Annotated in this window: 20 protein-coding genes; 6 read left to right on the top strand and 14 right to left on the bottom strand. The window is 65.5% G+C overall.

Annotated features, from left to right (window positions below):
* Positions 1-83 precede the first annotated feature (83 nt).
* The 10 genes from LX70_RS12470 to LX70_RS12435 form a co-directional block, all read right to left on the bottom strand.
* On the bottom strand, positions 84-1100 hold the full coding sequence (locus tag LX70_RS12470; RefSeq protein WP_105515314.1) for a DNA-directed RNA polymerase subunit alpha: 1017 nt from the start codon (positions 1098-1100) through the stop codon (positions 84-86).
* 116 nt (positions 1101-1216) lie between these two features.
* Positions 1217-1606, bottom strand: coding sequence for a 30S ribosomal protein S11 (gene rpsK, locus LX70_RS12465; protein ID WP_105515109.1), 390 nt, complete (start codon positions 1604-1606; stop codon positions 1217-1219).
* Positions 1607-1621: 15 nt separating this feature from the next.
* The gene (rpsM, locus tag LX70_RS12460) at positions 1622-1990 is read right to left on the bottom strand and encodes a 30S ribosomal protein S13 (protein ID WP_105515108.1); all 369 of its coding nucleotides are present in this window, start codon (positions 1988-1990) and stop codon (positions 1622-1624) included.
* Between the two features lie 189 nt (positions 1991-2179).
* Positions 2180-2824 (bottom strand): adenylate kinase, encoded by a 645-nt coding sequence (locus LX70_RS12455; RefSeq protein WP_105515107.1) that lies wholly within the window; start codon positions 2822-2824, stop codon positions 2180-2182.
* 27 nt (positions 2825-2851) lie between these two features.
* Entirely contained in the window at positions 2852-4213 is a 1362-nt protein-coding gene (gene secY / locus LX70_RS12450; RefSeq protein WP_105515106.1) for a preprotein translocase subunit SecY, read from the bottom strand.
* A 102-nt stretch (positions 4214-4315) separates the two neighbouring features.
* Entirely contained in the window at positions 4316-4789 is a 474-nt protein-coding gene (rplO, locus tag LX70_RS12445; protein ID WP_105515105.1) for a 50S ribosomal protein L15, read from the bottom strand.
* A 215-nt stretch (positions 4790-5004) separates the two neighbouring features.
* Positions 5005-5154, bottom strand: a complete 150-nt coding sequence (locus tag LX70_RS20770) for a hypothetical protein (RefSeq protein ID WP_170076188.1) — start codon at positions 5152-5154, stop codon at positions 5005-5007.
* Positions 5155-5289: 135 nt separating this feature from the next.
* Positions 5290-5727 carry a GFA family protein gene (locus LX70_RS12440; RefSeq protein ID WP_105515104.1) on the bottom strand — a complete coding sequence of 146 codons (438 nt, stop codon included), beginning with the start codon at positions 5725-5727 and terminating at the stop codon, positions 5290-5292.
* Positions 5728-6291: 564 nt separating this feature from the next.
* The gene (locus tag LX70_RS20765; RefSeq protein ID WP_170076187.1) at positions 6292-6465 is read right to left on the bottom strand and encodes a hypothetical protein; all 174 of its coding nucleotides are present in this window, start codon (positions 6463-6465) and stop codon (positions 6292-6294) included.
* A gap of 268 nt (positions 6466-6733) precedes the next feature.
* Positions 6734-8083, bottom strand: a complete 1350-nt coding sequence (locus LX70_RS12435) for a formimidoylglutamate deiminase (protein WP_105515103.1) — start codon at positions 8081-8083, stop codon at positions 6734-6736.
* An 85-nt stretch (positions 8084-8168) separates the two neighbouring features.
* On the opposite strand from LX70_RS12435, the gene hutI reads away from it, so the two are divergent.
* From hutI to hutC, 6 genes are read left to right on the top strand one after another with little or no spacing between them, the layout of a single operon-like run.
* Positions 8169-9377 carry an imidazolonepropionase gene (gene hutI / locus LX70_RS12430; protein ID WP_105515102.1) on the top strand — a complete coding sequence of 403 codons (1209 nt, stop codon included), beginning with the start codon at positions 8169-8171 and terminating at the stop codon, positions 9375-9377.
* A gap of 1 nt (position 9378) precedes the next feature.
* Entirely contained in the window at positions 9379-10914 is a 1536-nt protein-coding gene (gene hutH / locus LX70_RS12425; protein WP_105515101.1) for a histidine ammonia-lyase, read from the top strand.
* Complete coding sequence (hutG, locus tag LX70_RS12420) at positions 10911-11717, top strand: N-formylglutamate deformylase (protein ID WP_105515100.1); 807 nt, start codon at positions 10911-10913, stop codon at positions 11715-11717. Before hutH ends, hutG begins: the two co-directional genes overlap by 4 nt.
* A gap of 4 nt (positions 11718-11721) precedes the next feature.
* Positions 11722-13419, top strand: a complete 1698-nt coding sequence (hutU, locus tag LX70_RS12415) for a urocanate hydratase (RefSeq protein WP_105515099.1) — start codon at positions 11722-11724, stop codon at positions 13417-13419.
* Position 13420: 1 nt separating this feature from the next.
* Entirely contained in the window at positions 13421-13978 is a 558-nt protein-coding gene (locus LX70_RS12410; RefSeq protein WP_170076186.1) for a HutD/Ves family protein, read from the top strand.
* Positions 13979-14018: 40 nt separating this feature from the next.
* On the top strand, positions 14019-14756 hold the full coding sequence (gene hutC, locus LX70_RS12405) for a histidine utilization transcriptional repressor HutC (RefSeq protein WP_105515097.1): 738 nt from the start codon (positions 14019-14021) through the stop codon (positions 14754-14756).
* A 9-nt stretch (positions 14757-14765) separates the two neighbouring features.
* Here hutC and LX70_RS12400 read toward each other — a convergent pair whose 3' ends face one another.
* The 4 genes from LX70_RS12400 to ade all read right to left on the bottom strand — a co-directional run bounded on the left by LX70_RS12400 (position 14766) and on the right by ade (position 18216).
* Positions 14766-15641, bottom strand: coding sequence for an SRPBCC domain-containing protein (locus LX70_RS12400; RefSeq protein ID WP_105515096.1), 876 nt, complete (start codon positions 15639-15641; stop codon positions 14766-14768).
* On the bottom strand, positions 15638-16114 hold the full coding sequence (locus LX70_RS12395) for an SRPBCC family protein (RefSeq protein WP_105515095.1): 477 nt from the start codon (positions 16112-16114) through the stop codon (positions 15638-15640). The genes LX70_RS12400 and LX70_RS12395 overlap by 4 nt, the downstream gene beginning before the upstream one ends.
* Complete coding sequence (locus LX70_RS12390; protein WP_105515094.1) at positions 16111-16452, bottom strand: ArsR/SmtB family transcription factor; 342 nt, start codon at positions 16450-16452, stop codon at positions 16111-16113. Before LX70_RS12390 ends, LX70_RS12395 begins: the two co-directional genes overlap by 4 nt.
* Positions 16453-16521: 69 nt before the next feature.
* Positions 16522-18216, bottom strand: a complete 1695-nt coding sequence (gene ade / locus LX70_RS12385) for an adenine deaminase (RefSeq protein ID WP_105515093.1) — start codon at positions 18214-18216, stop codon at positions 16522-16524.
* Positions 18217-18371: the final 155 nt, after the last annotated feature.

The raw sequence follows: 18371 nt of genomic DNA, 5'->3' as shown, positions 1-18371 counted from the left end.
CGTTGGGGCGGAATTGCCCAGGGTGTCCCCGCCTGCGCGGGCATTTTGCGTAGGATGGGCAATAGTGCCCATCCTACAAGGCATCAGAACTGGTCTTCGAAGCGCTTCGCCAGATCCTCGATGTTCTCCGGCGGCCAGTCCTCGACATCCATGCCAAGGTGCAGGCCCATGCCGGACAGCACTTCCTTGATCTCGTTCAGCGACTTGCGGCCGAAGTTCGGGGTGCGCAGCATCTCGGCTTCGGTCTTCTGGATCAGGTCGCCGATATAGACGATGTTGTCGTTCTTCAGGCAGTTGGCAGACCGCACCGAAAGCTCCAGCTCGTCGACCTTCTTCAGCAGCAGCGGGTTGAATTCCAGACCCTCGTCCTCGGCGCCCTTGGTGGCCGATTCCGGCTCTTCGAAGTTCACGAAGATGCCAAGCTGGTCCTGAAGGATGCGGGCGGCATAGGCCACCGCGTCTTCCGGGCTGAGCGAGCCGTCGGTCTCGATCTTCATCGTCAGCTTGTCGTAGTCGAGGACCTGCCCCTCACGGGTGGGCTGGACTTCGTAGCTGACGCGCTTGACCGGCGAATAGATCGCGTCGATCGGGATCAGGCCGATGGGCGCATCCTCGGGGCGGTTCTTGTCGGCCGCGACATAGCCCTTGCCGTTCTCGACGGTCAGTTCCATGAAGAGGTCCGCGCCATCGTCAAGGTGACAGATGACGTGGTCCTTGTTCAGGATCTCGATCCCGTTGGATTCCGAGATGTCGCCAGCGGTAACGACGCCCGGCCCCTTGGACGAGATCGACAGGCGCTTCGGCCCTTCGACATCCATCTTCAGCCGCACGCCCTTGAGGTTCAGGACGATGTCGGTGACATCCTCGCGCACACCGGCGACCGAGGAAAACTCGTGCAGGACGTTGTCGATCTGCACGCTTGTGATGGCCGCACCCTGAAGCGAGGACATCAGCACACGGCGCAGCGCGTTGCCGAGGGTCAGACCAAAGCCGCGCTCAAGCGGTTCGGCGATCAGCGTGGCCTGACGCTGCGGGTCGTTGCCCGGCTTCACGTCAAGTTGCTGCGGCTTGATGAGCTCTGCCCAATTCTTGTGGATCATGCGATCTGCCTCCATACCTGTTCCCGGCCCATGTCCAGTTTCCGGGAACGCCCGAGGAAAAAAGCGAAAGCAGTCCGGGCCGCGCAACGCGCACGGCCCGGACTGCGGTCATATAATCAGACGCGGCGGCGCTTCGGCGGCCGGCAACCGTTATGCGCGATCGGCGTCACGTCGCGGATCGACGTGATGTTGAAGCCCGCGGCAGCAAGGCCGCGCAGCGCCGATTCACGGCCCGAACCGGGGCCTTGCACTTCGACTTCCAGCGTCTTCACGCCGTGTTCCTGCGCCTTGCGCGCGACATCCTCGGCAGCCATCTGGGCGGCATAGGGCGTCGACTTGCGCGAGCCCTTGAAGCCCATCGTGCCGGCCGAAGACCAGGCGATGGCGTTGCCCTGAACGTCGGAGATCAGGATCTTGGTGTTGTTGAAGGAGGAATTCACATGCGCCACACCCGCGGCGATGTTCTTCCGTTCCTTGCGCTTCATGCGAACCTTATCGCGTGCCATTGTCCTGCGCTCCCCTTACTTCTTCTTGCCAGCGATGGCTTTCGCCGGGCCCTTGCGGGTGCGGGCGTTGGTGTGGGTGCGCTGACCGCGAACCGGCAGGTTGCGGCGGTGGCGCAGGCCACGGTAGCAACCAAGGTCCATCAGGCGCTTGATGTTCATCTGCACTTCACGGCGAAGGTCGCCTTCAACCGTATAGTTCGCGTCGATGTGTTCGCGGATGGCGAGCACTTCGGCGTCGGAAAGTTCGTTCACCCGGCGGGTCGGTTCGATGTTGACCGCTTCACAGATCTTGTGGGCGATGTCGTTCCCGATGCCGTGGATGTACTGAAGGGCGATGGGGACGCGTTTCCCCGTCGGAATGTTGACGCCAGCAATACGTGCCACGCGTTCTGTCCTTTCGTTGCGGTTCCGTAGCGCCGGAACCTTTTTTCACAACTGTGGCCCGAGGGGTCGTAGACCTTCGGGCCGGCTTGTCCGCTCTGATTCGCTTTGGGAAATGATCGGCAAATCAAGACGATTCTCTTGCGAGACGCCGTGACCTAGTGGGTTTCCCCAACAAGGTCAAGACACCCCTCAGCGATCCAGCACCCCGGCAATGGATTTCGCGACGTCACCGATTTCGCCAAGGCCATCGACCGCCGTCAGCTTGCCCGCGTGGTAATAATACCCGATCAGCGGCGAAGTCTTCTTGTAATATTCCATCAGCCGCTGTTTCAGGCTGTCCTCATTGTCGTCGGAGCGGCGCGTGAACTCCGTCCCGCCGCAGACCGTACATTTGCCGTCGGCCGGGATCGGCTTGGTCACATCGTTATAGACCTCACCGCAAGTCCCGCAGGTCGACCGCGCGGTGATACGCGCGACCAGCGCCGCGTCGTCCACCCGCATCTCGATCACGGCATCAAGGCTTTGCCCCATGCGGGCCAGCAGGTCGCCCAGCGCATCGGCCTGCGCCAGCGTCCGCGGAAAGCCGTCGAAGATAAAGCCCGAACCGCCCCCGGCCAGCTTTTCCTCGATCAGGCCGATCACGATCTCATCCGTGACAAGCTGCCCCGCCGCCATGACGGCAGAAACCTTCTTGCCCATCTCGGTACCGGACGCCATCGCCGCGCGCAGCATGTCGCCGGTCGAAAGCTGCACCAGGCCACGTCCCTCGACCAGAATACGCGCCTGCGTCCCCTTCCCCGCCCCCGGCGGGCCAAGCAGAATAAGATTGACCATCGACTGTCCCCCTGTCTGGTGGCCGGATCAGCGGCGGGCGGGCGCCTTGCGGGCGCCGCCGCGCTTCTTGCCGCGCAGCTGGGACTTTTCGATCAGCCCCTCATACTGATGCGCAAGCAGATGCGACTGGATCTGGTTGATCGTGTCCATCGTCACCGACACCACGATCAAGACCGAGGTGCCGCCGAAATAGAACGGGATCGCCAGCTGCGAACGCATGATTTCCGGCAGAAGGCAGACGGCGGCCAGATAGCCGGAGCCGATGACAAGGATGCGGGCCACGACATAATCGAGGTAATCGACCGTCTTCGCGCCGGGGCGAATGCCCGGAATGAAGCCGCCCTGGTTCTTCAGGTTGTCGGCCACGTCGTCGGACTTGAACGCCACGTTCGCGGTGTAAAAGTAGGAAAAGAAGACGATCATGGCCGCGAAGAACAGCAGGTAAAGCGGCTGGCCGGGGCCGAAATAGGCCAGGATGCGCGACATGATCGGCCCGGTCTGGTTGCCCGAGAAGGTGGCGATCGTGGTCGGCAGAAGCAGCAGGGATGAGGCGAAGATCGCCGGAATGACGCCCGCCGGGTTGACCTTGATCGGCAGATGGCTGGATGAGCCATCATAGATTTTCATGCCGACCTGTCGGCGCGGATACTGGATATGGATCTTTCGCAGCGCCCGCTCCATGAACACCACAAAGGCGATGACGGCGATGATCATCACCATGACGCCGATGATGACAGAGGCATGGATGCTACCGATCCGGCCCTGCTCCAGAAACCGCGCCAGCGCGCCCGGAACCTCGGCGATGATGCCGACGAAGATGATGAGAGAGGTGCCGTTCCCGATCCCGCGCGCGGTGATCTGCTCGCCCAGCCACATCAGGAACATGGTGCCGCCGACCAGCGTGATGACGGTCGAGGCGATGAAGAAGAAGCCCGGATCATGCGCCAGATCGCCCGCCTCGATCGACTTGGCCAGACCGAAGGCCTGGAAGGTCGCGAGCGCCACAGTGGCGTAGCGGGTGTACTGGTTGATCTTCTTGCGCCCCTGCTCGCCCTCTTTCTTCATCTGCTCAAGCGCAGGCACCATGGCGGTGAGAAGCTGAACGATGATCGAGGCCGAGATATAGGGCATGATGCCCAGCGCGAAGACCCCCATCCGGCCCAACGCGCCGCCGGTGAACATCTGAAGCATCCCGGTGATGCCCTGACCGGCATCGTCCATGAACTTGCGCAGCGCGTCGGCGTCGATGCCAGGCACCGGGATATAGGTGCCAAGGCGATAGACGATCAGCAGACCGAGGGTGAAGAAGATGCGTTGGCGCAGGTCGGTGGCCTTGCCAAGGGCGCCCCAGCTGAGGTTCGCCGCCATTTGCTCTGCAGCAGATGCCATTCCAAGTCTCTTTCATGGGCAACGCCGCCGAACCGTTTTCCGGTCGGCGGCGTTGGAAAACTCTGGGTCTATGTAAGCGGCGCGATCACCGCCCACAACACCTTATTCAGCCGCCGACGCAGTCGTGACAGTCAGCGCGCCGCCCGCTTTTTCCACCGCAGCGACCGCCGCCTTGGAAGCGCCGGTGACGGAAAGCTTCAGCTTCGCTTTGATCTCACCCTTCGCCAGAACGCGCACACCGTCAAGCTTGCGGCGCACGACGCCGGACGCGACCAGCAGGTCTTCGGTGATCTCGGCCTTGGCGTCCAGCTTGCCCGCGTCGACGAAAGCCTGAAGCTGACCCAGGTTCACGACGGCGAATTTCTTGGCGTTCGGCTTGTTGAAGCCGCGCTTCGGCAGGCGCCGGTAAAGCGGCATCTGGCCGCCTTCGTAACCGCCGATGGCCACGCCCGAACGGGATTTCTGGCCCTTGATACCGCGGCCCGCGGTCTTGCCCTTGCCCGAACCCGGACCGCGCGCAACGCGCTTGGATTTCTTGGCGGCACCGGGATTGTCCCGGAGTTCATTCAGTTTCATGTCGCTCTCTCCTGGCCGGAAAAGCCCCGCCAGCGACGGATGGGACCACACGGCATTTCTTGATTTTCAGACTCGGGCCCCTTGGGGCCACCGGGGGCGTATAGTCGCATTGCCCTTGGCGATCAAGCCCGATGGCAGGGCGTGGCTACGCCGGAAACAGAAGGGCCGCAACCCTGCGGCTGCGGCCCCCTCAACGGGTCATGTCACCCGATATCTCAGTCCTTCTTGTGATCCGTCTCGCGCAGGTAATCGGTCCAGTACGGGGCCGGTTCGCCAGGAAGGGCCGACGAAAAGACGCGGCCGATGCTGAAGACTGCGCGGACGAATTCGCTGAGCAGGCCGTTACGACGCTGTGCTGCAAGCATTTTTCATCCCTCAGGCATGGTTTCGTTTGCCCGAGGAGATATGCCCCTCACCTCATCGTGACCACCCACGTTTCGACAGCCCCGCCTTGCACCCGGCGCATGGATGATCCTACGCCGGATGCAAGGCTGATCCCGTCAGGCGCCTTTCGGCCAGACGAATTCGGGCCGCAGCCCTTCATAGACCGGGCGCCCGTCGCTGGGTTTCGGATAACCCTTCGTGTCGTCGTAGAAGGCGTGGTAGCTGGCCTGCGGAAAATGCGCGTCGTCATAGCCCATGATGTTCGGCACCGCGACGCGGATGCGCTTTTGCTTGTCGTCCAGCAGGATCGCCGCCCCGCAATCGGTGCAGGTGCAAAGCTCAAGCGGCCCGTCGGGGTTGTTGGCGTTGAAGGGCTGGCGCGCGAGTTTCTCGGGGTGATCGACCTTGAGGTCACCCCAGTTGAAGAAGGCCACATGCGTGGTCTGCTGGCCGGTCACCGCCTTGCAGACATTGCAGTGGCAGACATGGTTGTCGATCGGTTCCGCGGCCGCGCGGGTATGAACATGGGCGCAACCGCCCTGATAATCGGACATGGGTTTCCTCCCTTCCATGACGGTCACGGGACGCCCGCACCCTTGGGCGCGACGGTGCCGTGACGGGGGCAGCCTATCACGAACGGCACCCGCTCTGGCGCAGGATCGCGACATTGCGACGTTTATCGCGACCTTGTGACGGGTGGCGCGGTGCGGACTGGCGGTATTCCCGACCTGCGTCCGGCGCCGCACTGGGGTAATCTGGACCCATTGATGCAAGGCATTTCGAAGGGTCCGAAGGGAAACCGGGCGGGGCCGTATTTCAAAGCATCGTCCCCGCCCGTTACACGACATCTCACAGCCCCGACAGCGGCCTGAAACACCGATGGCATGGAGGTGCATGGCCCCTATCTCTTGCCTGACGCGAAGGAGAACGCCATGACACGCCCGCCGCCGCAAACACCCGATCCGCAAGAGAAAAAGCGCCCCCTGCGGCCGGTTCCGCCAAGCCGCGACTGGGTGTTCGACGACTGGGCCGCGATCTGACCCCGGCAAAAGGGAAAGGGCGCGTGCCCCCGGCCCGCGCCCTTCATGGTTTCCGGCTGGCGCCGGTTTGCGCCTGGCTCAGACCAGCGTCGCCTGACCGCCAAGCCGCGCGCGGCTTGACACAAACGCGCAAGGCAGCGCGCGGCGGGTGGCGGCGGGACGGGACGGCTGGAAGATATTGCGGTTCCCGGACGAGATGTGGTTCAGGGCGTTGGTACGGCCAATGCGGGCTTTTTCGACGAGATCGGTCATGTTTCGGGGCCTCCGGTTGGGGTGAAAGATGTCGGAATTACGGCCACACTCGCTACCTGAGACCAGTTTCCCCCTCAGAATTGTCCGAAAAAAGGCGCATTTGGTTCAGAAATCCGCCACAAATGCGCCAAATTTAAGACAACCCATGGTTGAAATTGACGATACGGGGGTGGATTGGGCGGATCGTTGCCGATCTGGAAAAAATCGCTTCCACGCGACCAAAATGCAACCATAGGGTGATTCTCTTAAGAATCCGTGAACGCGCGCCCTACCCGTCCACCAACCCTGCCAGCACCTTCGCATAGGCCCCCGCAATCCGGTCGCGGTCGCGGTGACGCCCGCCGCTGACAACCCGCGCACCGCCGACCCAGACCTGATCGACCGCGACGTCAGCGCCAAAGATCCAGCGATCGAGGATACGGTCGCCCCCGGCCCGCAGGCCGACAGTGTCGCGCAGGACCACCAGATCGGCCGACGCCCCCGCCGCCAGCTCCGGCGCGGGCGCGCCAAGGGCCTGCGCCCCCCCGGACAGCGCCCCCCGCAGCAACGCACCGCCCGTGGAACCTGACCCCTCGGCCAGCACATTGCGCCCGCGAGAGAACAGGCGCTGGCCGTATTCGAGGATCTTCAACTCCTCGCGCAGCGAAATCTCCACATTGCTGTCACTGCCAACGCCGAAGCACCCGCCATCGGTCAGGAAATCGCGCGCGGGGAACAGGCCATCGCCCAGATTGGCCTCTGTCACCGGGCAAAGCCCCGCGACGGCGCCGGAGGCGGCGATCCCCCGGCGCTCCGCATCCGTCAGGTGGGTCGCGTGGATCAGACACCAGCGCGCGTCGATGCCGATCCGGTTCAGCAGCACCTCGACCGGGCGAAGGCCGGAATGCGCGACGCTGTCCTCGACCTCGCGCATCTGTTCGGCGACGTGGATATGGACCGGACAACCGGGATGGGCGGCGACGAGGGCGCGCACCTCCTCTTCCGTCGCGGCACGCAGCGAATGGGGCGCGATGCCCAGCCGGTCAAGGGGCCGCGTCATGGCGGCGCAAAGCCGTTCGGTCAGGCGCAGGAAGGCGTCGAGGTCATGGATAAACCGCCGCTGCCCGTCGCCCGGCGCGGCACCGCCAAAGTCGGAATGCGCATAGAAGACCGGCAGATGGGTCAGCGCGATCCCGGCCCCCTCGGCCGCGGCGAGGATGCGCAGCGACATCTCCGCCGGGTCCGCATAGGGCCGCCCGTCGCGGTCGTGGTGAAGGTAGTGGAACTCCCCCACGCGGGTGAACCCGGCCTCAAGCATCTCCACATAGGCCATCTCGGCCACGGCCTGCATCTGATCGGGGTCAAGGTCCAGGGCGAAGCGATACATCAGATCGCGCCAGGTCCAGAAACTGTCGGCCGTCGGCCCGCGCCGTTCGGTCAGGCCCGCCATCGCGCGCTGAAAGGCGTGGCTGTGCAGGTTCGCGATGCCGGGGATCACCGCGCCGACCGCGATATCGCCGGCCTGACGGGCCGCCCCCGCCTCGACCGCCGCAATGACACCACCCGCCAGCCCCAGACGCACATCCCGCGCCCAGCCCTTTGGCAAAAGCGCCTGTTCGGCAAACAGCATCGTCTCCATCGGCAGGGCTCCCTTCCCGAGATTTGGGCTATCCAAGCATGATTTTATGTATATACTTATAAAAACGCAAGCAGAAGAGACCGCCATGCCGATACCGTCCGAAAATTGCCACGTGCTTGTGAACGCACGGATTTTCACCGGGGACTCGACGAAAGCAGAACCGTTCGAGGGCGAGATCCTGATCCGGGATGGCCGAATCGCGGCCACCGGCAAGACGGTGACGCAGCCGAAGGGCTGCGCGCTAACCGACTGCGGCGGACGCCTTGTGACGCCCGCGCTGATCGACTGCCACACCCATCTCGTCTACGGCGGCAATCGCGCGCGCGAATTCCAGATGCGTCTGGAAGGCGCCAGCTACGCCGAGATCGCGGCAGCGGGCGGCGGCATCGTGTCCACCATGAAGGCGACGCGGGGGGCGAGTGTCGATGAGCTTGTCGAAACCGCCCTGCCCCGCCTCGACAGCCTTCTGGCCGAAGGCGTCGCGACGGTAGAGATCAAGTCGGGCTATGGCCTTTCGGTTGAGGCGGAACTGAACATGCTGCGCGCGGCGCGGCGGCTTCAGACCATGCGCCCGGTCCGCATCCGCACCACCTGGCTTGCCGCCCACGCCCTGCCGCCGGAATTCAGGGACGACCGGCGCGGCTATATCGACAGCGTCGTGCTGCCGGGGATGGAGGCCGCCAAGGCCGAGGGGCTGGCCGATGCCGTGGACGGGTTCTGCGAACATCTGGCCTTCACGGCAGAGGAAATCGCACAGGTCTTCGACAAGGCCGCGACGCTGGGCCTGCCGGTCAAGCTGCACGCCGAACAGCTTTCGTGGCAGGGCGGCGCGGCGCTGACGGCGGCGCGCGGCGGGCTGTCGGCCGATCACCTGGAATACATGACCGAGGCGGACGCGAAGGCCATGGCGGCGGCCGGGACCGTGGCCGTCCTCTTGCCCGGCGCCTTCTACATGCTGCGCGAAACGCAACAGCCGCCGGTGCAGGCGCTGCGCGATCATGGCTGCACGATTGCGCTTGCGACCGACGCCAACCCCGGCACCTCGCCCCTGATGTCGCTGCTGCTGGCGATGAACATGGGCGCGGTGCTGTTCGGCCTGACGGTGGGCGAATGCCTGCACGGCACCACGGGCGCGGCGGCGCAGGCGCTGGGTCTGGGGGCCGAAACCGGGCGCATCGCGCCGGGGCTGTCGGCCGACCTTGCCATCTGGAACGCGGCAGACCCGGCCGAACTCGTCAACCCGATGGGCTTCAACCCGCTCCACACCCGCTATTTCAAAGGACGGACCGTCTGACATGACCCGCACCCTGACCCCCGGCAAGGCCACGCTCTCCGATCTTGAGGACATCTACTGGAACGGCGCCGCCATTGCCCTCGACCCCTCGGCCCATGCCGGGATCGCCCGCGCCGCCGACTGCATCGCCCGCGTCGTCGCCGGGAACGATCCGGTCTATGGCGTCAACACCGGCTTCGGCAAGCTCGCCTCGATCCGCATCGACCGGGGCGATGTGACGACGCTTCAGCGCAACCTGATCCTGTCGCATTGCTGCGGCGTCGGCGATCCGCTGGAGGGCAGCATCGTGCGGCTGATCCTGACGCTGAAGCTTTTGTCGCTGGGTCGCGGCGCCTCGGGCGTGCGGCCCGCACTGGTCGCGTTGATCGAAGGCATGCTGGCCCAGGGCGTGCTGCCGGTGATCCCGGAAAAGGGATCGGTCGGCGCCTCGGGCGATCTTGCGCCGCTTGCCCATATGGCGGCGGTGATGATGGGCCATGGCGAGGCCATGCTGAAGGGTGAGCGGATGGCGGGGGACACGGCCCTTGCCCGCGCCGGGCTGACCCCGGTGGTGCTTGAGGCGAAAGAGGGGCTGGCGCTCATCAACGGTACGCAGGTGTCGACCGCGCTGGCGCTGGCGGGCCTCTTCCGTGCCAAGCGGGCGCTGCGCTCGGCCATCGTCACCGGCGCGCTATCGACCGATGCCGCCATGGGCTCCACCGCGCCCTTCGCAGAAGAGATTCACACCCTGCGCGGCCATGCGGGCCAGATCGAGGTCGCGGCGGCGCTGCGCGCGTTGATGGACGGTTCAGGCATCCGCGCCGCCCATCAGGACAATGACGAACGGGTGCAGGACCCCTATTGCCTGCGCTGCCAGCCGCAAGTCGGCGGTGCCTGCCTCGACGTGCTGCGCCAGGCCGCCCGCACGCTTGAGATCGAGGCGAACGCGGCGACCGACAACCCCTTGGTCCTGTCCTCGGGCGAGGTCGTGTCGGGCGGCAACTTCCATGCCGAGCCGGTCGCCCTTGCCGCCGACATGATCGCCCTTGCCGTGGCCGAGATCGGCGCCATAGCCCAGCGCCGCGTCGCCATGCTGGTCGATCCGGCGCTCAGCTATGGGTTGCCCGGCTTCCTGACCACGCGGCCCGGCCTGAATTCCGGCATGATGATCGCCGAGGTCACCACCGCCGCCCTGATGAGCGAAAACAAGCAGATGGCCCACCCGGCATCAGTCGATTCCACCCCGACCTCCGCCAATCAGGAGGATCACGTCTCCATGGCCTGCCACGGCGCGCGGCGGCTTTTGCCGATGACGCAGAACCTGTTCTGGATTCTGGGTGTCGAGGCGATGATGGGCGCGCAGGGCGTGGAACTGCGCGCGCCGCACCAGACCTCGCCGCAGCTGCTGGCGGCGAAGGCCGCGATCCGCAACCGGATCGCACCGATGGCCGAGGATCGCTATATGGCGGGCGACATGGCGGCGGCGGGCGACCTGATCGCCTCGGGCGCGCTGATCGACGCGGTGGGCGGCGACCTTCTGCCGGGGGTATCGGCATGAGCGCGCTTTTCACCGTCACGCGGGGCGATGGCCCGATCGTCCTTGGCATGCCCCATGTCGGGACCGATGTTCCGCAAGACATTCGCGACCGGCTGAACGACGAAGGCCGCATCCTGCGCGACACCGACTGGCATGTGGACCGGCTTTACGCCGGGCTGATCCCCGGCCTGACGGTGGTGCGGGCAAACTTCCACCGCTATGTGATCGACGCCAACCGCGATCCCTCGGGCCAAAGCCTGTATCCCGGCGCCTCCACCACCGACCTCGTGCCGCTGACCACCTTCGACGGCACGCCGATCTGGCGCGAGGGCGCGGAACCGGGTGCCGAGGACACCGCCGCGCGGCTGGCCGCCTATCACGCCCCCTACCACGCCGCGCTTGCGGCGGAACTGGACCGCGTCAAGGCCCGGCACGGCGTGGCGATCCTGTGGGATTGCCATTCGATCCGGTCGGTCATCCCCTGGCTTTTCGACGGCACCCTGCCGGATTTCAACATCGGCACCAATGGCGGCGCGACCTGCGATCCCCGGATCGAGGCCGCGACGGTCGAGGCGGCCCGCGCGTCGGGCCGCACCAACGTGCTGAATGGCCGTTTCAAGGGCGGCTGGACGACGCGCCGGTATGGCCGCCCGGCCGAGGGTTTTCATGCGATCCAGATGGAGCTTGCGCAGGCAAGCCATCTGGCGACCGAGACCCCGCCCTTCGATCTTTCCCCCGCCAAGGCGGCGGCGCTGCGCCCGGCCCTTGCCGCCATGCTGTCGCGCCTTGCGGCCCTTGCCCCAACCCTTGCCGAAAAAAGGTAACCCGATGACCGATCACACCCCGAACGCCCGTCACAACACCCGCGACGTCTTCCCCCCCACCGGGACCGAGATCACCGCGAAAAGCTGGCTGACCGAAGCACCGATGCGGATGTTGATGAACAACCTCCACCCCGATGTGGCGGAAAACCCGCATGAGTTGGTCGTCTATGGCGGCATCGGCCGCGCCGCCCGGACGTGGGAGGATTTCGACCGCATCGTCACCACGCTGAAGACGCTTGAAGCGGATGAAACGCTTGTGGTGCAGTCCGGCCGCCCGGTCGCCGTGGTGCGCACCCACGCCGATGCCCCGCGCGTGCTGATCGCCAATTCCAACCTCGTGCCGCATTGGGCCAACTGGGACCATTTCAACGAGTTGGATAAGAAGGGCCTGATGATGTACGGCCAGATGACCGCCGGGTCCTGGATCTATATCGGCACGCAGGGCATCGTTCAGGGGACCTATGAAACCTTCGCCGAGGCGGGTCGCCAGCATTACGGCGGCGACCTGAAGGGCAAATGGATCCTGACCGGAGGCCTTGGCGGCATGGGCGGCGCGCAGCCCTTGGCCGCCGTGATGGCGGGCGCCTGCTGCCTCGCCGTCGAATGCGACGAGACGCGCGCCGATTTCCGTATCCGTACCCGCTACTGCGATGCCAAGACGCATTCGCTGGACGAGGCGCTGGCGCTGATCGCGCAGTGGACCAAGGCGGGGGAAGCGAAATCGGTGGCCCTGATCGGCAACGCCGCCGAGGTCTTCCCGGAAATTTGCGCCCGCATGAAGGACGGCGGCATGCGCCCCGACATCGTCACCGACCAGACATCGGCCCACGATCCGATCCATGGCTACCTGCCGATCGGCTGGACGGTCGCGGAATGGCGCGCCAAGCAGGAAAGCGACCCCAAGGGCGTCGAAAAGGCCGCCCGCGCCAGCATGAAGCAACACGTCGCGGCGATGGTCGAGTTCTGGAACGCGGGCGTCCCGACGCTCGATTACGGCAACAACATCCGTCAGGTCGCCAAGGATGAGGGGCTGGAAGATGCCTTCGCCTTCCCCGGCTTCGTTCCGGCCTATATCCGTCCGCTTTTCTGCAAGGGGATCGGCCCCTTCCGCTGGTGCGCGCTTTCCGGCGACCCGGAGGATATCTACAAGACCGACGAAGCGATGAAGAAGCTTTTCCCCGAGAATGCGCATCTTCACCGCTGGCTGGACATGGCGCGGGACCGGATCGCGTTTCAGGGGCTACCCGCGCGGATTTGCTGGATCGGCCTGGGCGACCGGCACCGGGCCGGGCTGATGTTCAACGAGATGGTCGCGCGGGGGGAGTTGAAGGCCCCCGTCGTCATCGGCCGCGATCACCTCGACAGCGGATCGGTGGCAAGCCCGAACCGTGAGACGGAGGCGATGAAGGACGGCTCGGACGCCGTGTCGGACTGGCCGCTGCTGAACGCGCTGGTGAACACCGCAAGCGGCGCGACCTGGGTATCGCTGCATCACGGCGGCGGGGTCGGCATGGGCTTTTCCCAGCATGCGGGCGTGGTGATCGTCGCCGATGGCACGCCCGAGGCCGCAAAGCGGCTTGAGCGGGTGTTGTGGAACGATCCGGCCTCGGGCGTCTGGCGCCATGCCGATGCGGGCTATGACATCGCCGTCGATTGCGCGCGGGACCATGGGCTGCGCCTGCCCTCGATCCTTGGCAACTGACGTGGCGCGCCTGATCCGCCATGCCGACTGCCCGCCCGTGCCGTGGAAGAACGGCGCGGGTACCACGCGGGAGCTTTGGGCGCTGCGCGACGCCGGGGGCGTTCTGGTCCGCATCAGCATCGCCGAAATCACCGGCGCGCAGCCGTTTTCGGAATTCCCCGGCACCGATCGGATCATCGCGCAACTGGACGGGCCGCCGATGGTGCTGACCATCGACGGCATCGCCCATCCGCTGTCGCCCCTGACCCCGCTGCCGTTCCGGGGCGAGGCGAAAACCTCCTGCACCCTGAACGGCCCCGGCATCGCGCGCGATCTGAACCTGATGACCCGGCGCGGCGCCTACCGGCCCGCGATGCGCTGGATCGAGGCCGGGGCGGGTTCGGAGGTTGAGGTCGGAGAGGCGGGCGCCGTCACCGCCCTTCTCGCCCTTGATCCGGTCGGCGTGACAGGGGCCGTCAGGGCCGCTATGACGGCGGGCGACCTGATCGTGACGCAAGACAGGATCGGGGTGACACCGGACAGGAATGCCGCTTTCGTCCTTCTCGAAGCCCGGCCCTGACGATCCGTGAAAAGGGCCGCGCCGCGCGCGGAAGGGAAAGATGACCGAGGCCAGACCCGCGACGCTGCATGAACGCATCCTGTCGGACGTGCGCGACAATATCCTTGGCGGCACCTGGCCCCCCGGCCACCGTATCCCGTTCGAAACCGACATGGCGGCGGATTACGGCGTCTCGCGCATGACGGTGAACAAGGCGCTGACGCAGCTGACGCGCGAAGGCTATCTTGAACGCCGCCGCAAGGGCGGAACCTTCGTCGCCCGACCGCGCGGCCAGTCCGCCGTGATGACGATTGCGAATATCGGCGAAGAGGTGCGCGAAAGGGGCGGGGCCTACAGCTTCACACTTCTCAACCGCACCATCCGCGCCGCCGGACCCGACGATCTGGCCCTGCTTCCGGGCATCGAGGCCGGTCAGCGGATCATCGCGCTGGACTATGTCCACCACGCCGACAGCGACCCCTTCTGCCACGAACGCCGCATCATCAACCTGACCTCGGTCCCTCTGGCCGAAGAGGCGGATTTTGCCGAGGAACCGGCAGGGACATGGCTGTTGCGGCAAGTCCCGTGGAGTTCCGCCGAACACCTGATCCGTGCGGTCGTCGCGCCGTCCGCCGTCGCGCGCCTTCTGGGGATCGCCCCGGCGACCCCCTGCCTTGAGATCACCCGGAGGACAGAGTTCGAGGGTCGCCCGATCACCTTCGCCTGCCTGACCTATCCCGGCAGCAAGCATCAGTTGGCCGCACGCTTTTCACCGCAGGACGGCTCCGCCAACCTGTAGCGGCCCGGCCTAATCGGCCCCGACAAAGCGCGCGAGCTTGCCCAGCGTCTGCTGGCCCAGCTCCTCGGCACCGAAACCGCGCGCCTCCTGAAACTCGGCGGCCGTACTGAATACCATCCCCAGCGTGACCTTCGTCGCCCCGTCCTGATCCTCGAACGCCGCCCAGGCATCGGCATGTTTCGGGCCGTTCTCCCCCCAGAGAAGCGCATAGGCGAAGCCCTCACCGGGGCGCAGCGCGCCATAGCGGTGATGGTTGGGAAAGACCGTGCCATCGGGCGCGATCATGTCAAAGACCCACTCACCTCCCGACCGAAGGTCGATCCGGCTGGTGCGGCAGGAAAACCCGTCAGGCCCCCACCAAAGCGGCAGGGTTTCCGTGTTCATCCAGGCGTCCCAGACCACCTGCCGCGGGGCCGCGATGACCCGTTCCAGAACCATCGTCCGCGCCGCGACCCCGGCAAGATTGTCGAGGCCGGCGGCGAACCCTTCGCGGTAGCCGGCCTCCATATCCGCAGCGAGGGAGGAAAGCTGCACCGTCACCGTCAGGCTGCTGCCTTCCGGCGCGCCAAGGAACTCTGCCGTCACCAGCGCGGCGGATTGCGCCAGCCCGTCGATCATGACCAGCTCGGAATTCACGCTGCACGCCGAAGGTTGCAGGGCAAGCCATCCGACCTCACAGCGCAGGTCGGGCTTGCCCGCGACCTTGCACAGCGACACCTCGCGCCCGCCCGCGCCCGGCCTGGCCTCGATCACCTCAACCGTCACCGAGGGATCGGGCGCGGACCAGATCGCGCGGGCGGCGGGCGCCGTCCAGGCCTGCCACAAGGTCGCCAGAGGCGCCTCCACCCGCCGTTCAAAGGCAAGCGTCGCGAAGCGGCCGGTCATGGCATCAGGCCCTTCGCATAACCCTCAAGCTGCGTCACGACCGTCCCCCAGCCGTCGAAGAAGCCCATCTCCTCATGCGTCTTGCGTGCCTCGGGCGAGCGGTGCCGCGCGATCGCGGTGTAGGACGTGCCACCATCGGCCGTGTCCGACAGGATCAGGATCGCCGTCATGAACGGCTCTGCCGCCGGTTTCCAGCCTTCGGTATAGGTGTCGGTGAAGACCAGCTTTTCGCCCGGCACGACCTCAAGATAGACACCCTTGTTGTCCATGCTGTTGCCCTCGACGTCGAAGGTGGTGTTGAACCGCCCGCCGACGCGCAGGTCGATATCCACCGAGGTCACCTTGTGCGGCGCGGGGATGAAGAAATGCGGGATGTGCTTCGGCTCGGTCCAGCATTCCCAGACAAGCTGCCGGGGTACGGCAAGCGTGCGGGTGAAGCTGAGGTCGGTTTCGGGATCGAGATCGAGGGTCATTTCGCGCGTTCCTTCATTAGGTTCGTGACATAGTCGTCCAGCCGGTCAAGCCGCGCCTCCCAGATGGCCCGCTGTTCATCGAGCCATGTTCGCATCGGGGCCAGCGCCTCTGGCACCATCGCGCAGGAACGGACGCGCCCTTCCTTGGTCGTGGCGATCAGCCCCGCCTCTTCCAGCACCGAAAGGTGCCGCATCACCGTGGGCAGCCGAAGGCCGGTCGGTTCGGCAAGTTCCGTGACCGCCGCCGGCCCTTCGGCCAGCCGCGACAGGATCGCCCGCCGGGTCGGATCAGAAAGCGCGTGGAACAGGGCGGAGAGGTCGGGATCATGCTTAGCCATGTCACTAAGTATACCCGCACGCCGAGTCGCTCAAGAAAAACTTCGACGATCGGCTAAGTTTCGCCGGACCTATGCGATGATCTCGAACTTGGTCACATCGACCATGCCGCGATCGGTGATCTTCAGCGCTGGGATGACCGGCAGGGCAAGGAAGGCGAGTTGCAGGAACGGTTCCTCAAGCGTGACGCCAAGCGACCGTGCGGCGGCGCGAAGGGCGACGAGGGCTTCGCGGACCTCCTCGAACGGCCGAAGGCTCATCAACCCGGCGACCGGCAGCGCCAGTTCGGCCAGCACCCTGCCGCCCAGTGCGACGACAAAGCCGCCCTCGATCTCTGACAGCCGGTTCGCGGCCAGCGCCATGTCGGCATAATCGGCGCCGACAACGGCGATGTTGTGATGATCGTGGCAAACTGTCGAGGCAATGGCACCGGCTGTCAGGCCAAAGCCCTTCACGAAGCCGGTGGCGATGTTGCCGTTCTTCCCGTGCCGTTCCACCACCGCGATGCGGATCAGGTCACGGGCCGGGTCGGGGCGTTTGTCGCCGTCTTCGATCGCAATCTCCTCACGCAGATGTTCGGTGATGATCTTGCCTTCGATGATGCCGATGACGTCGGTTTCCACCCGGTTGGCGCGGGCGCGGAAGTCCTCGGCCCGGACGCGGGGGGCCTTGACCGACTGGCGGCCGACGGGCGGGATCGTCTGGCGGGCGGCGAAGGCGGCGTCCGTCAGGCGGCGCCCGGCGCAAAGGACCAGTTGCGCATGACACCCCGCAAGCGAATCCACCGCGACGATGTCCGCCCGCTTGCCCGGCGCGATCTGGCCGCGATCCTTCAACCCGAACGCCTCGGCAGCGGACAGCGAGGCCGCGCGGTAGACCGCCAAGGGCCGGCAACCGCGTTCGATCAGGCGGCGGATCATGTAGTCGAGATGGCCATGTTCCCCGATGTCCAAAGGATTCCTGTCGTCGGTACACAGGCACATATAGGCCGAGGTGACATCGCTCAGGACCGGGGCCAGCGCCTCAAGATCCTTCGAGACAGAGCCTTCGCGGATCAGGACCCGCATCCCTTTTTGCAGCTTCTCGACCGCCTCTTCCGCCGTCGTCGCCTCATGCTCCGTGCGGATGCCGGCGGCGATATAGGCGTTCAGATCACGGCCCGAAAGTTGTGGGCAATGGCCGTCGATATGGCCGCCCGCGAACAGCCGCAGCTTTTCCATGCAGCCGGGGTCGCGGTGGATCACGCCGGGATAGTTCATGAATTCGGCCAACCCGATACCGGACGGATGGCCCATCACCTGCGCCAGATCGCCCGCATCCAGCGTCGCACCGGCGGTTTCCATATGGGTGGAAGGCACGCAGGAAGACAACTGCACGCGGATGTCCATCAGCGTGTGGTCCGACGCCTCCTGAAAATAGCGAATACCCGGCAGGCCGATGACATTGGCGATCTCATGCGGATCGCAGATGGCCGTGGTCACGCCACGGGGGCCGACGCAGCGGTCGAACTCGAACGGCGTGACGAGAGAGCTTTCGATATGCAGATGCGTGTCGATGAAACCCGGCACCAGCGTCAGGCCGGAGACGTCGATTACCTCGCGCCCTTCATACCCCGCGCCAAGGCCGACAATGGTGTCGCCACAGATCGCGACATCGCCCTCGATCAGCGCGCCGGTCACGACGCAAAGCACCCGCCCCCCGCGCAGGACCAGATCGGCCGGTTCATCCCCGCGCCCCTGCGCGATCCGCGTCTCGAGATCTGCCATTCGACTGCCTTTCCTTGCCTTCCCGCAGCAGAAACCAAAGCGCCCCAAAGGTCCAGCGCATGACGCTTCCGGCCGCTTCGACGGCGCATTTGCGCACGCAAGTTTGATAGGCTCTGCCTATGAAATAACGGAAGTTTGGTATTGAATGGCGAATG

Source organism: Albidovulum denitrificans (assembly GCF_002973535.1).
Classification (GTDB): Bacteria; Pseudomonadota; Alphaproteobacteria; order Rhodobacterales; family Rhodobacteraceae; genus Albidovulum; species Albidovulum denitrificans.
This window is presented reverse-complemented; position numbering and strand designations above follow the sequence as displayed.

Coding starts and splice junctions, on each gene's coding strand:
- LX70_RS12470 (WP_105515314.1), bottom strand. CDS start 1,100: ATGATCCACAAGAATTGGGCAGAGCTCATCAAGCCGCAGCAACTTGAC.
- rpsK (WP_105515109.1), bottom strand. CDS start 1,606: ATGGCACGCGATAAGGTTCGCATGAAGCGCAAGGAACGGAAGAACATC.
- LX70_RS12455 (WP_105515107.1), bottom strand. CDS start 2,824: ATGGTCAATCTTATTCTGCTTGGCCCGCCGGGGGCGGGGAAGGGGACG.
- secY (WP_105515106.1), bottom strand. CDS start 4,213: ATGGCATCTGCTGCAGAGCAAATGGCGGCGAACCTCAGCTGGGGCGCC.
- rplO (WP_105515105.1), bottom strand. CDS start 4,789: ATGAAACTGAATGAACTCCGGGACAATCCCGGTGCCGCCAAGAAATCC.
- LX70_RS20770 (WP_170076188.1), bottom strand. CDS start 5,154: ATGCTTGCAGCACAGCGTCGTAACGGCCTGCTCAGCGAATTCGTCCGC.
- LX70_RS12440 (WP_105515104.1), bottom strand. CDS start 5,727: ATGTCCGATTATCAGGGCGGTTGCGCCCATGTTCATACCCGCGCGGCC.
- LX70_RS20765 (WP_170076187.1), bottom strand. CDS start 6,465: ATGACCGATCTCGTCGAAAAAGCCCGCATTGGCCGTACCAACGCCCTG.
- LX70_RS12435 (WP_105515103.1), bottom strand. CDS start 8,083: ATGGAGACGATGCTGTTTGCCGAACAGGCGCTTTTGCCAAAGGGCTGG.
- hutI (WP_105515102.1), top strand. CDS start 8,169: ATGCCGATACCGTCCGAAAATTGCCACGTGCTTGTGAACGCACGGATT.
- hutH (WP_105515101.1), top strand. CDS start 9,379: ATGACCCGCACCCTGACCCCCGGCAAGGCCACGCTCTCCGATCTTGAG.
- hutG (WP_105515100.1), top strand. CDS start 10,911: ATGAGCGCGCTTTTCACCGTCACGCGGGGCGATGGCCCGATCGTCCTT.
- hutU (WP_105515099.1), top strand. CDS start 11,722: ATGACCGATCACACCCCGAACGCCCGTCACAACACCCGCGACGTCTTC.
- hutC (WP_105515097.1), top strand. CDS start 14,019: ATGACCGAGGCCAGACCCGCGACGCTGCATGAACGCATCCTGTCGGAC.
- LX70_RS12400 (WP_105515096.1), bottom strand. CDS start 15,641: ATGACCGGCCGCTTCGCGACGCTTGCCTTTGAACGGCGGGTGGAGGCG.
- LX70_RS12395 (WP_105515095.1), bottom strand. CDS start 16,114: ATGACCCTCGATCTCGATCCCGAAACCGACCTCAGCTTCACCCGCACG.
- LX70_RS12390 (WP_105515094.1), bottom strand. CDS start 16,452: ATGGCTAAGCATGATCCCGACCTCTCCGCCCTGTTCCACGCGCTTTCT.
- ade (WP_105515093.1), bottom strand. CDS start 18,216: ATGGCAGATCTCGAGACGCGGATCGCGCAGGGGCGCGGGGATGAACCG.